The following is a 12555-nucleotide window of genomic DNA, read 5'->3' as shown; positions in this document are numbered from 1 at the left end:
GAGCCCTCCGATGCACGCGACCGAGCCTCAGCCTGTCCCACCGCCCGTGTCCGAGGCCGGGTTCGACGGCGGGGCGGGGGCGCATCCGGAGGAGATGCGGGCGAGCCTCGACCTCGCGATCGGCCGATTCGTCAGGCTCCGGGCCACTGCGCGGGCGACGCCGGCCGGCCTCCTCGCCACCGCCATCCTCGCGGCGGCGACCCTCGGCCCCCTCCTGTGGTTCGCCCGCTCCCGGCGCCGCTGCTGATCCTGCCGCCGTGGATCAACAAGTACTACATCCTCGATATGCGGCCGAAGAACAGCATGATCCGCTACCTGGTCGAGCAAGGCTTCACGGTCTTCGTGGTCTCCTGGAAAAACCCTGACGCGTCGATGGATGCCATCGGCATCGAGGACTACATCGACCTCGGGCCGCTTGAAGCCAGCGATGTGGCCCGTGAGATCACCGGCAGCCCGAGCGTCAACGTCATGGGCTACTGCATCGGTGGCGTTCTCCTGACGCTGACCCTGGCTGTCCTTGCGGCCAAAGGAGACAAGCGCTTCAACGCGGCAAGCTTCATGGTCTCGCCGCAGGACTTCTCGCGGATCGGCGATACGGCTGTGTTCATGGGCGAGCCGACGCTCGATCTCGTCGAGCAGCAGATGATGGAGCGGGGCTATCTCGATAGCCGCGAGATGAGCAACATGTTCAGCCTGCTGCGGTCAAATGACCTGATCTGGGCGAACGTCGTCAACAACTACCCGCTTGGCAACAAGCCGCCCGCCTTCGATCTTCTATACTGGAACAGCGACGGAACGCGCATGACCCGGGCCGCGCACAGCTGGTACCTGCGCAACACCTACGTCGAGAACAACCTGATCAAACCCGGCAAGATCCGGCTGAAGGGTTGTCCGTCGTCAGATGATTTGAGACGATCTGGGACGCTCAGGAACGGAGGCTCTGGTCCACCTGGGTTGAGAGGTTAGGCAGCCCGCGCGTGGTGGCGCAAGCGGCGGTCGATGAGGGTCTGACGCTTGATCTGCGCCCGCTCGCGCAGGATGCCCTCGCCGCGGCCGAGATAGACGTCAGCGGGGGTGAGATTGCCCAGGCTCTCGTGAGCTCGGACGTGGTTGTAGTGCTCCACGAAGGCGGCAACCCGGGCCTCCAACTCGCCCGGCAGGTAGGCGTGTTCGAGCAGGATGCGGTTCTTGAGCGTCTGGTGCCAGCGCTCGATCTTGCCCTGCGTCTGGGGATGGCGCGGCGCACCGCGGATGTGGGTCATGCCTCGGCTGCCGAGCCATGTCGCCAAGTCACCCGCGACGTAGCTCGATCCGTTGTCGGTCAGCAGCCGCGGGCGATGCGCCACCGGCACCTGATCGAGCCCGGCCGCGGTCAGCGCCAGATCGAGCGTGGCGGTGACGTCGCTGGCCTGCATCGTGGCGCAGAGCTTCCAGGCCACGATGAAGCGCGAGAAGTCGTCCAGCACCGTCGACAGGTAGTACCAGCCCCAGCCGACAACCTTCAGGTAGGTGAAGTCGGTCTGCCAGAGCTGGTTGGGCGCCGTGGTCTTGTCGCGGAACGCGTCGGCGGCCTTGACGACGATGTAAGCGGGGCTGGTGATCAGGTCCTGGGCCTTGAGCAGGCGGTAGACGCTGGCTTCCGAGACGAAGTAGCGCCGCTCGTCGGTGAAGCGCACCGCCAGTTCGCGTGGGCTGAGTTCCGGCTCCTCCAGCGCGAGGGCGACGATCTGCTCGCGGATCTCTGTCGGTAGACGGTTCCAGACCCGGCTGGGCCGGGATGGTCGGTCAGCCAATGCCTCGGGACCGCCTCTCAGGTAGGCGTCGTACCAGCGGTAGAACGTCGATCGGGTGATGCCGAGCTTCTCCAGGGTGCGGCGCACCGGCAGGTGGGATTGCTCAACCAGCCGGATGATCTCCAGCTTCTCAGGGGCTGGGTACCTCATGCCTCGTCGTCCCCAGCCCCGCTCATGCTTTTTTTGAGCAGGCGGTTCTCCAGGAGGAGATCGGCCACAACCTCCTTCAGCGCGCCCGCCTCGCGGCGCAGCTCCTTGACTTCGTCTGCTGTCGCCGCCCGCGCCGTGTCGCCCGCCAGCCGCTTCTTACCGGCTTCCAGGAACTCCTTGGACCAGCCGTAGTACATCGAGCTGGCGATGCCCTCGCGCCGACACAGCTCGGCGATACTGTCCTCGCCGCGCAGGCCCTCCAGCACGATGCGGATCTTCTCCTCGGCCGAGAACTGCCGGCGGGTGGCCCGGCGGATGTCTTTGATCACCGCGTCTGCCGGCTTGCGTGCCAGTCCGGATGTCTGCTTCATCGTCGTGCCTCAGGACTACGATGAACCAGCCATCCTCCGTTCGTGAAGGGCCTCGATGTGTCTCAGGAGCGCTGACGGCGGACAATCTGTAGGGTACCGCGGAGGCCGTGCGGCGCTGAGTGTGAAGGGATGGCGTCGGCGGGCATTGGGCTGCGAGGTACCCATCTGGGCTCAGAGCAGGCCAGCGATACCGATAGGCGGGCCACGAGAGAAGCGAGTGGGACTGATCGGAGGATCGGACGGTCAGAGAGAAGACGGAGCCTCAATTGTTGCGGCTGAGGCACGTCTTAACCCTCCCACAGTGTGTTACCGTTGAACGTGTTGTGCGGCCTTGCCCTGTGGCTCAGCTTGATCGCATGGAAAGAGGCCCGCCCCGAAAAAACACTACAGGGACAACTGTCGCTTTCGTCCTGGTACATGTGCTTATGGTACAGGCCGTTCTCGCGTTTGGCGCAGCCGCCCAGCGTGCCGTCGCTGTTTCCGCATCGGTGAACGGGAGCATCATCTGCTCTGCGCATGTCGAAGGCGCATCCGTCCGACCCGATCAGCGCGCCCACTCAGAGCATAACGATGTCTGCTGTATCGCGCATTGCGGGGTCGCCCAGGCTGTAGCCCTATCAACCTCTGCCGAGGTCAGGGGCCTTCGCTACGCAGAGGCGCCCAGCCTTATCAGGGCTCCCCCTGGCGTAGCTGTTCTTCCGCGAACCATCTTGCCGCCTGCCGGATCGCGCGCACCGCCGTCCTTCAGTTGATCGCGCGTACTGTGTCTTCAGTCGACAGTCAAGGCCAACTTCATGAACGCCGCTATAGCCGCTGGTCTCCTGCTGCTCACCAGCACGTTGCCTGCGCTCGCACACGGCATCGTCGGCAACCGCTTCTTCCCCGCCACTCTTGGAGTCGATGATCCCTTCGTCGCCGACGAACTCTCCCTGCCCACCTTCGTCATCTTCAAGAACGGCGACAACGCCCGCGAGGTCGATCTCTCGTTCGAGTACTCGAAGCGCTTCACCGAGCACTTGGGCGTCTCGTTCGGCGAGACGTGGACGCACCTGCGTCCCGGCGGCAGCGGCTGGCAGAACCTTGAGACCACCTTCAAGTATCAGGCGATCACCGATCCTGAGCACGAGTTCATTCTCTCGGCAGGCTTGAGCGTCGAATGGGGCAGAACCGGTGCCACTCGCATTGGGGCCGAGCGCTTCAACGTGTTCACGCCTACGATATGGTTCGGCAAAGGCTTGGGCGATCTGCCGGACACACTCTCCTGGATCCGGCCCTTCGCTATCACGGGACAGGTCGGCTACGCCATCCCTGGTTCAGGCCGCACCGTGACACTCACCGGCATCGATCAGGATAGCGGACTGCCCAGCTTCGACATCGAGCACAATCCGCGCAACATCGTCTGGGGAGGCACGCTCCAGTACAGCCTGCCCTATCTCAAGGCCAACGTCGTGGATCTCGGCCTGCCCGACTTTGTGAACCACCTGATCCCGCTGGTGGAGGCCACCTTCGTGAGCCCTGCGAGCAACAACTTCGCCCGCCTGCCGACCACCGGCACGATCAACCCTGGTGTGATCTGGGTCGGGCAGAAGGTGCAGTTCGGGCTTGAGGCGCTGATCCCAGTGAACCGGCAGAGCGGGCGGCACGTTGGCGTGCTCGGACAAGTGCACTTCTATCTCGATGACATCTTCCCGACCACGATTGGGCGGCCGATCTTCTGAGGGCGCTCAGATGCGCACAATGCTCCTCACCATCCTCGTGGCATTCGGCCTGAGCGCGTCAGCCTTCTCGGCGTGGGCTCACGCCGAGTTGGTCACCGCAACCCCGCGCGTCGGCAGCACTATTCCGGTGCCGCCGAGCGAGGTGCGTCTCAGCTTCAGCGAGGGTGTCGAGCCGCACTTTTCCGGGGTTGCCGTCACCTCGGCCGATGGCCGCTCGGTGGCCGCTGGTCGTGTACAGGCACAAGGCTCAGAGATGCGGGTCGCGCTCGTGCGAGGTCTTCCTGCGGGCACTTACCGCGTGACATGGCATGCGGTGTCGGTGGACAGCCACCGAACGCAGGGCAGCTTTACTTTCGAGGTCAGGCCCTGAACCGTGGAAGCGGCTCAGGTCACGATCATCCTGGCGCGGGCGGTCTACTACGTGAGCATCGTCCTGCTGTTTGGCGCAGCGGTATTCCCGCTCTACGCGGGCCGGAGCACCTGGGCGGCCCTACCACGCTGGCTGACCGCAGCACTGGCTGTTGCCACCGTTCTGGCGCTGCTCACTTGGCTCTTCGCTCTGGCGGCGACGCTGGACGACACGGGTGAGGTGCTGCCCACCGTCAAGGTCATCCTGACCGAAAGCAGCTTCAGAATGGTCTGGCTGGTGCGGCTTGGAGCGGCGCTTCTCCTGCTGCTGATAGCCCTTGCTCTCCGGCCGAGCCCTGTAATCGCGACACCATCGGCAGTGCTGCTGATCGGCGAGGGGTGGGGCGGACACGCCGTCGCCTGGGGTACGCTCGGCTCAGTGAACCTCGCGGTGCATACCCTCTGTGCTGCGCTCTGGCTCGGTGGTCTGGTGCCGCTCGGACTGGTCGTGTTCTCGGCTCACCGAGGAAGTGCTGATTTACCGACCGCCGAGACGGCGCTGCGCCGTTTTTCATCAACGGCGGTCATGGCGGTTGCTGGCGTTGTCGCAACGGGGGCCGTCAACACGTGGCATATGCTCGGCGCAGGGCCGAACTTCACGGACGCCTACGTGCGCGTCCTTGCACTCAAGATCACGCTCGTCATGCTCATGATCGGGTTGGCAGCGCTCAACCGCTACCGCTTTCTGCCACAACTACGAACCGCCGGCCGAGCAGCAACCATGCGCTCCCTCGTTGGCAGCATAACGTTGGAGCAACTTGTGGGCCTTCTAGTGCTGCTTGATGTGAGCGTCCTCGGAACGATGAACCCACACGCCTGAGGGCCAAGGGAGCGTTCGTCGCCTATTTCTGCTACGTCCTCCTGAACGCCCCGAGACGGTCCGCCCGCAAATCTCCTCCACGATTGGGGTAGACCGTCAGGCCGCAGCGGTCGGCACCGCGATCCCCGTGAGGATGAAGACGGTGCTGCGGAGCCATTTTGGCGCTGGTGGTGGAGAAGGGCGTCGGCAAGCGTCGGACTACGAGGTGCCCCCAAGGGCTCAGAGCAGGCGAGCGAAGTCGACCGGCAGACCGCGAGAGAAGCGAGTGGAACGGCTTTCGCGAGGCGCGCCTGGGCAACGTGGTTTTCGCAAGCCCGTCAGTCCGTCAGGACCGCGACCAGGGAGAATGTGCCAGCGATAGCAACGTTGCTGGCAAGCAGGATCGTGAGAAGGGTCATGGGCCTGAAACTCCGTACTGTCGAGGTTCAACGCCAATGGTTACGTTTCGGTGCCATCCCGAGTGCTTCTCACCTGCCTTCCACAAGCTCCGGCCGCAGGTAGGCGATCAGTGGTCCGCATCCGAGGGATGAGCTTGCGTCCGTCGAACGGCGGCTCGACCCAGGCAGCATCGGCGCGCCGAATTGAAAAATCCGGGAAACAGCCGAGCGCTATACCTCTGCGTCTTGATGAACCCAGGAGGATTTGTCTCTCATGAAGCGCCTGATCGCCGCCGGCCTTGGGGCCGTACTCGCCAGCACCGTCTGCTGGGCTCAAACGGCACCCGGAGGCTCCTCAAACCCACCGCCGGCAGGTGGCTTCGCACAGGATGGTGGCGGTCGTCCCGAAGGACAACGGCGAGGGCCGCCAGACGCTGACGGGGAGCGCGAAGGCAGTTGGCATCATCGCCGTCCTTTTATGATGGGTAAGAAGGGCGGCCATCTGCGCTTCCGTCGCGGCGAGACCGAGATCAACTTCAAGTGCGCCGCGGACGACAGCACCAAGGCATGCGTGGATGCTCTGATGCCCCTCGTCGATAAGCTGCTCCAGGTCCGCTGAGAGCGGCGGACGGCAGACTGCGTGCCGCCTCAGTTTCGCCCAGCCTTCTCCGCCAAATGCTCAAGCCAGCACCACAGAACCAGTCTGCGGCCTCGGCATAAGGACGACGCGCTTCAGCCGAGTGGCGGCCGGAGCGCGCAGTCTCTGCCGCCCGGCAGGATCGAGGTCTCACGATGCCGTTGCACCTTGATGAACAGAGGCCAAGGACTGTCCGCCGTCAGCGCTCCTGAGACACATCGAGGCCCTTCACGAACGGAGGATGGCTGGTTCATCGTAGTCCTGAGGCACGACGATGAAGCAGACATCCGGACTGGCACGCAAGCCGGCAGACGCGGTGATCAAAGACATCCGCCGGGCCACCCGCCGGCAGTTCTCGGCCGAGGAGAAGATCCGCATCGTGCTGGAGGGCCTGCGCGGCGAGGACAGTATCGCCGAGCTGTGTCGGCGCGAGGGCATCGCCAGCTCGATGTACTACGGCTGGTCCAAGGAGTTCCTGGAAGCCGGTAAGAAGCGGCTGGCGGGCGACACGGCGCGGGCGGCGACAGCAGACGAAGTCAAGGAGCTGCGCCGCGAGGCGGGCGCGCTGAAGGAGGTTGTGGCCGATCTCCTCCTGGAGAACCGCCTGCTCAAAAAAAGCATGAGCGGGGCTGGGGACGACGAGGCATGAGGTACCCAGCCCCTGAGAAGCTGGAGATCATCCGGCTGGTTGAGCAATCCCACCTGCCGGTGCGCCGCACCCTGGAGAAGCTCGGCATCACCCGATCGACGTTCTACCGCTGGTACGACGCCTACCTGAGAGGCGGTCCCGAGGCATTGGCTGACCGACCATCCCGGCCCAGCCGGGTCTGGAACCGTCTACCGACAGAGATCCGCGAGCAGATCGTCGCCCTCGCGCTGGAGGAGCCGGAACTCAGCCCACGCGAACTGGCGGTGCGCTTCACCGACGAGCGGCGCTACTTCGTCTCGGAAGCCAGCGTCTACCGCCTGCTCAAGGCCCAGGACCTGATCACCAGCCCCGCTTACATCGTCGTCAAGGCCGCCGACGCGTTCCGCGACAAGACCACGGCGCCCAACCAGCTCTGGCAGACCGACTTCACCTACCTGAAGGTTGTCGGCTGGGGCTGGTACTACCTGTCGACGGTGCTGGACGACTTCTCGCGCTTCATCGTGGCCTGGAAGCTCTGCGCCACGATGCAGGCCAGCGACGTCACCGCCACGCTCGATCTGGCGCTGACCGCGGCCGGGCTCGATCAGGTGCCGGTGGCGCATCGCCCGCGGCTGCTGACCGACAACGGATCGAGCTACGTCGCGGGTGACTTGGCGACATGGCTTGGCAGCCGAGGCATGACCCACATCCGCGGTGCGCCGCGCCATCCCCAGACGCAGGGCAAGATCGAGCGCTGGCACCAGACGCTCAAGAACCGCATCCTGCTCGAACACGCCTACCTGCCGGGCGAGTTGGAGGCCCGGGTTGCCGCCTTCGTGGAGCACTACAACCACGTCCGAGCTCACGAGAGCCTGGGCAATCTCACCCCCGCTGACGTCTATCTCGGCCGCGGCGAGGGCATCCTGCGCGAGCGGGCGCAGATCAAGCGTCAGACCCTCATCGACCGCCGCTTGCGCCACCACGCGCGGGCTGCCTAACCTCTCAACCCAGGTGGACCAGAGCCTCCGTTCCTGAGCGTCCCAGATCGTCTCAAATCATCTGACGACGGACAGCCAAGGACGACCTCTGGCTTCGGCTACAAGCAGACCGTCTGGGTCATCGCGGCTGGCATCCTGCTGCTGGCCCTTGTCGAAGCGGCGTGGGCACATGCCATTGGCTCGAAGGATCTGCTGAAGGACGCTTCCGGCTTCGGCTACGACATCGCTCTCAATGCTGTGGCCGCCTTTGTGTTTGGCCGAGGTGCGCGAACAGAGCGCCTGTCTGCTATTGTCATCGGCTTGATCCTGGCGGCGACCGGCATCGACGGCCTGTGCGACCTGTGGTCGGATCTCCAGAGCCCCGACACCAGCGGCTTGGGGGAGATCGTCGCCTCCAATCTCGTTGCAGTTGCGGCCGCTTCGTTGGCTGCCGCCGCTCTGGCTCGCTTCCGCAACGACGCGAATCCACTGATCCAGGCAACATGGCTGAATGCGCGCAATGACGCGGCTGCTGCTGTGCTGACGGCCATTTTGAGCATTCTCGCCCACTTCGCCCCGGTGCGCTGGCCGGAGTACGTGCTCGATCTGATCTTCGTGATCTTCTCGTTTCAAGCCGCCGTGACGGTACTGCGGATGGCATGGCGCGACCTCAAAGCATCGCCGAGTTCTGAAGGCTTGGCCGCCATCGCTCGTTCTACTCGGTAGTCGCGAGCAGCCTGTGCAGAACGGATGAGGCTATGCGGAGTCTGAACTCTGGCCCAACTTCCGTCATGGCAGTGTTGTTTAGGATGCCGCGCGATCAAGCTTGAGGGGGCGTCCTGGTCATGCAAGCGTGGCCATACGTGTCGTGTTCGGACCCAGAATGGAACTCCTTCGGCAGACGAGTGTGAGCGTGTACCGGGCCAGGGTGGCTCGAAGCGCGCTCAAGATCGCCGTCTACCGGCTCGCCGCGAACCGGAAGGTCGGTACGCTCGCCGCAGCCGCCGCGTTGCTTCTCTCCACTCCTGACGCTCCACTGCGGGATGAGGCACTGAGCCGTCCAGCCGTAGCCACCGAAGCCCCTCCTGCGACCGAAGCGGGGGTGGCCGTGCCGAGCATCGTTGCGACAACTGCTCCGGGAGGCGCTGCCTACGCCTATGTGCAGCAGGCGCTCACAGCGGGCAGTGCCATTCACTTCGAGCGGTCCGCGTTCCAGACGATCGAGGAGGCTTGGTCGGCTGCCTTCTTCGGTGACAAGCAGCGCATGAGCGAGTTCATCGAGCACGCAGCGGTCATCAATGGCCTGCCGATCGAGTTCCTGATGCGCCTGCTGCGGCAGGAGAGCGGCTTGAACCATCGTGCCGTCAGCCGAGCAGGTGCGCAGGGCGTCGCTCAGTTCATGCCAGGAACTGCGAGCGAACGCGGGCTGGTCGATCCGTTCAACCCCTTCGAAGCCATTCCGAAATCCGCAGAACTGTTGAAGGAGTACCGGACCCGTTTCGGAAATCTCGGCTTCGCTGCCGCAGCCTACAACGCCGGCCCGCAGCGGGTCAGGGATTGGCTCGCCGGTCGTTCGCTGCTGCCGAAGGAGACGCGGGACTACGTGGCAAAGATCACCGGCAGGACGACCGACGATTGGCGGCAGAGTGGTGACCTTTACGCCACGGCGGAGCCGTGGCTCAGGCCCTTGCGGAATTAGGGAACCGAACGGTGAACTGGTGAGATCGCTGCTGAGTTAGAGCCGTTCCAGCCCCGACGCTCAGTGAAACACGCCAAATAGCCAGAGCAGCAGGATGATCGGCAGCGGAATGCCGAGCAACCACAGAAGACCACCTTTCAGCATCGTACTTCTCCTTACTGAGGTAGCCCTCACCAGCCCGGTCACGGGTCCGTGAGGGCCAATCGGCTGCTACTTGCCTTTGAGCGTGTCCTTGATGCCGCCCACGACGTTCTGGATCTTGCCTTTAACCTGATCTGCAATGCCTTCCTGGCGCATCTTCTCGTCGCCGGTCAGTTTGCCAGCGCCTTCCTTGATCTTGCCGCCCATGTTGGTGGCCGCGCCTTCGACTCGATCCTTGTCCATCGCTTCCTCCAAGTGGATCAGAAACCCTGACTTCAGAGCCGCCCAAACGAGCAGCAGAGAAAGACCGTTCCGAGCTGTCGGAAAAGGAACGGAGTAGGTGGGGCTGCGGTTCTTCGAGATCAGAAACACGGAGACGCACGATGAGGCGGATAGCTTTTCTGCTTGCGGCTGCCACACTGGTGAGTGCCCCAGCCTTTGCTGCCGAAGAAGGTGCAGCAGCCGGGGCGGCTGCCGGTGGTGCAGTTGGTGGGCCGGTCGGTGCTGCTGTGGGTGCTGGCGTCGGGCATGCTGCCACTGGACCCGATCGGGGCACGGTAATAGAGCGGCGCGGCGGCTGCTCGCACACGACCGTGCGTAAGGAGAACGAGGTCGGCGACTCGAAGACTGTGCACCGGGAAGACTGCGACTGAACCGGGCTGCTGCGTCTCTCACCAACCGCCTAGCCGTGTGTCTGCGGCTGGTGGGGATGTTCCCTTAGCCTCACCTGCAAGCTGTAGATCTGGGCATCCGTACGGGCATGCTGGAGTTCATCCTCGGTGACCTGTCCCACCTGATCGCCACACACGGGCTCTGGATCGTGGCGCTGGTGATTGGCCTGGAGAGCATGGGCCTGCCGCTGCCGGGTGAGACCTGCCTCGTGACCGCTGCGATCTATGCAGGCGCGACCGGCAATCTGCACCTTGCAAGCGTCATCGCCGCAGCGATGGCCGGGGCCGTGATCGGCGACAGCGTCGGATTCTGGATCGGCCGCAGCGTGGGGCAGCGAACGCTGATCCGGCACGGGCCGCGCGTCGGCATCACGCCGGAGAAGATCAAGCTCGGGCGCTATCTGTTCCTGCGCCACGGCGGCAAGGTTGTGTTCCTCGGCCGCTTCGTGGCCGTGCTGCGCGTACTGGCGGCGCTGTTGGCGGGCGCGAACCGGATGACGTGGCCGCGCTTCTTTCTGTTCAATGCCACGGGCGGCTTCGTTTGGGCGACGGTGTTTGCCTGCGGGGCCTATTTCTTCGGCTCGCGCATCGAGACGGTGACCGGTCCCGTGGGCATCGTCCTGATGGTGTTGGCTGCCGCTGGTTTGGTCTGGCTCACCGTCCTGCTGCGCGGGCCCGAGGCGCGACTGCTGGAGGAGGCTGAGCGAGCACTGCCTGGCCCGGTGTCTCCGACCTGAGACCGCCTGAACAGGCAGCCCGCAGCTACGACCTTTCGCTCTGACTGCCGAGGCAACGGTTTTGCACGCGTGCCCGTTCTAAGCGACGGCAGCGAGTGAGTGCGTCGCAGTGGCGTCCAGCGAGCAGGTCAGCGTAACAGAGCAGGCCCGCAGCCCGGCAGTCGGGCCAACCAAGCCGCGCCTGCTCAAGGTGCTGGGCCCCGGTCTCATCACCGGAGCGTCGGATGACGATCCGAGCGGCATCGCCACCTACAGCCAAGCCGGCGCGCAGTTTGGCTTCTCGATCCTCTGGACCCTGCTGTTCACCTACCCGCTGATGTGCGCCGTGCAGGAGATCAGCGCCCGGATCGGCCGGACCACAGGTCGGGGCATCGCCGGAAACCTGCGCAAGCACTACCCGCCCGCCCTCGCGTTCACCATCCTGCCGCTGCTGTTCTTCGCCAACGTCGTGAACCTCGGGGCTGATCTCGGCGCCATGGCGGACGCGCTGAGCCTGCTCAGCGGTGGACATCGGCTGCTATTCGTCGTCCTGCTCGGCGGCCTGTGCGTCGCCATGCAGATGGCGCTGAAGTACACCCGTTACGTCTCGATGCTGAAGTGGCTGACGCTCTCGCTGTTGGCCTACTTCGGTACGGCGCTGCTCGTGCATGTGCCCTGGGGCGAGGCGTTGCGAGGCCTGCTGGTGCCCACCCTTCAGACCGACAAGACATTCTGGCTCACGGTCGTGGCGGTGCTCGGCACCACGATCAGCCCGTACCTGTTCTTCTGGCAGGCGGCTCAGGAGGTCGAGGACACCAAGATCAAACCGACCCGTGATCCGCTGAGGCATGCCCCGGGCCAGGCATCCAAGGCGCTCGCGCGCATCCGCCTCGACACCGTGATCGGGATGGGCTTCTCCAATCTGGTGGCGCTGGCCATCATGGTGACGACAGCCGCCACGCTGCACGCGCAAGGGATCACCGACATCCAGACCTCAACTGACGCGGCCAAGGCGCTGGAGCCGGTGGTGGGGCGCTTTGCCTTCGTGGTGTTCACCCTTGGCATCGTCGGCACGGGCTTCCTAGCGCTTCCGGTGTTGGGCGGCTCAGCAGCCTACGCGCTCGGCGAGTTCCGGCGCTGGCCGGTCGGCCTGGAGCGCGCGCCGGTCGAGGCGAAGGCGTTCTACGCGACCATAACGGTGGCCACGCTGCTCGGAGCCGCGCTGGCCCTGTCACCGATTAGCCCCATCGACGCATTGTTCTGGAGCGCGGTGGTGAACGGGGTGCTCGCCGCGCCCGTCATGACGCTGCTGATGCTGATGGCGGCGAACCCAAAGATCATGGGCGCGTTCGTGATCACCGGGCCGCTGCGGATTATCGGCTGGACAGCGACCGGTGCGATGCTGCTGGCCGCCCTGACACTGGGGGTTATGTCGTTGGCGTGAAAGAG

14 protein-coding genes are annotated in these 12555 nt (G+C 64.6%); 12 read left to right on the top strand and 2 right to left on the bottom strand.

Annotated features, from left to right (window positions below):
• Positions 1-10 precede the first annotated feature (10 nt).
• Together DK389_RS22260 and DK389_RS22255 are read left to right on the top strand one after the other, a co-directional pair.
• Positions 11-247 carry a hypothetical protein gene (locus DK389_RS22260; RefSeq protein ID WP_109892884.1) on the top strand — a complete coding sequence of 79 codons (237 nt, stop codon included), beginning with the start codon at positions 11-13 and terminating at the stop codon, positions 245-247.
• The gene (locus DK389_RS22255; protein ID WP_236960250.1) at positions 217-966 is read left to right on the top strand and encodes an alpha/beta fold hydrolase; all 750 of its coding nucleotides are present in this window, start codon (positions 217-219) and stop codon (positions 964-966) included. The genes DK389_RS22260 and DK389_RS22255 overlap by 31 nt, the downstream gene beginning before the upstream one ends.
• Here the strand turns inward: DK389_RS22255 and DK389_RS22250 are convergent.
• Positions 963-2314, bottom strand: a protein-coding gene (locus DK389_RS22250; protein ID WP_109889188.1) for an IS3 family transposase whose coding sequence is annotated in 2 segments (ribosomal slippage) — positions 963-1976 and positions 1979-2314 — 1350 coding nt in all. Because the reading frame shifts where the segments join, the coding sequence is not laid out codon by codon here. The genes DK389_RS22255 and DK389_RS22250 overlap by 4 nt on opposite strands.
• 794 nt (positions 2315-3108) lie before the next feature.
• Here DK389_RS22250 and DK389_RS22245 point away from each other — a divergent pair.
• From DK389_RS22245 to DK389_RS35325, 7 genes are all read left to right on the top strand, one after another.
• Entirely contained in the window at positions 3109-4032 is a 924-nt protein-coding gene (locus DK389_RS22245) for a hypothetical protein (protein WP_109892882.1), read from the top strand.
• Between the two features lie 19 nt (positions 4033-4051).
• A complete protein-coding gene (gene copC / locus DK389_RS22240) occupies positions 4052-4402 on the top strand; it encodes a copper homeostasis periplasmic binding protein CopC (RefSeq protein ID WP_236960249.1) in 351 nt (116 codons plus the stop codon).
• 3 nt (positions 4403-4405) lie between these two features.
• The gene (locus DK389_RS22235) at positions 4406-5260 is read left to right on the top strand and encodes a CopD family protein (protein ID WP_109892878.1); all 855 of its coding nucleotides are present in this window, start codon (positions 4406-4408) and stop codon (positions 5258-5260) included.
• Positions 5261-5911: 651 nt separating this feature from the next.
• Positions 5912-6256: a hypothetical protein gene (locus tag DK389_RS32725; RefSeq protein WP_162560780.1), complete on the top strand. Its 345-nt coding sequence runs from the start codon at positions 5912-5914 to the stop codon at positions 6254-6256.
• 292 nt (positions 6257-6548) lie between these two features.
• A protein-coding gene (locus DK389_RS22230) for an IS3 family transposase (protein ID WP_109889188.1) occupies positions 6549-7900 on the top strand; the annotation gives its coding sequence in 2 pieces (ribosomal slippage) (positions 6549-6884 and positions 6887-7900; 1350 coding nt in all).
• A 33-nt stretch (positions 7901-7933) separates the two neighbouring features.
• Positions 7934-8605, top strand: a complete 672-nt coding sequence (locus DK389_RS22225; protein ID WP_472436462.1) for a cation efflux transmembrane domain-containing protein — start codon at positions 7934-7936, stop codon at positions 8603-8605.
• Between the two features lie 157 nt (positions 8606-8762).
• Positions 8763-9578: a lytic transglycosylase domain-containing protein gene (locus DK389_RS35325; RefSeq protein ID WP_109892876.1), complete on the top strand. Its 816-nt coding sequence runs from the start codon at positions 8763-8765 to the stop codon at positions 9576-9578.
• 210 nt (positions 9579-9788) lie between these two features.
• On the opposite strand, the gene DK389_RS22215 is transcribed toward DK389_RS35325, so the two are convergent.
• A complete protein-coding gene (locus tag DK389_RS22215) occupies positions 9789-9962 on the bottom strand; it encodes a CsbD family protein (protein WP_109892874.1) in 174 nt (57 codons plus the stop codon).
• A gap of 195 nt (positions 9963-10157) precedes the next feature.
• On the opposite strand from DK389_RS22215, the gene DK389_RS35020 reads away from it, so the two are divergent.
• The 3 genes from DK389_RS35020 (at position 10158) to DK389_RS22200 (ending at position 12550) form a co-directional block, all read left to right on the top strand.
• Positions 10158-10280, top strand: coding sequence for a hypothetical protein (locus DK389_RS35020; protein ID WP_257791907.1), 123 nt, complete (start codon positions 10158-10160; stop codon positions 10278-10280).
• Positions 10281-10479: 199 nt separating this feature from the next.
• Entirely contained in the window at positions 10480-11127 is a 648-nt protein-coding gene (locus DK389_RS22205; protein WP_109892870.1) for a DedA family protein, read from the top strand.
• 109 nt (positions 11128-11236) lie between these two features.
• Complete coding sequence (locus tag DK389_RS22200) at positions 11237-12550, top strand: NRAMP family divalent metal transporter (RefSeq protein WP_109892868.1); 1314 nt, start codon at positions 11237-11239, stop codon at positions 12548-12550.
• The last annotated feature ends 5 nt before the right edge of the window (positions 12551-12555 follow it).

The organism is Methylobacterium durans (assembly GCF_003173715.1).
GTDB lineage: Bacteria > Pseudomonadota > Alphaproteobacteria > Rhizobiales > Beijerinckiaceae > Methylobacterium > Methylobacterium durans.
The sequence above is the reverse complement of the archived record's forward strand: the minus strand, read 5'-3'. Positions and strand labels throughout refer to the sequence as shown.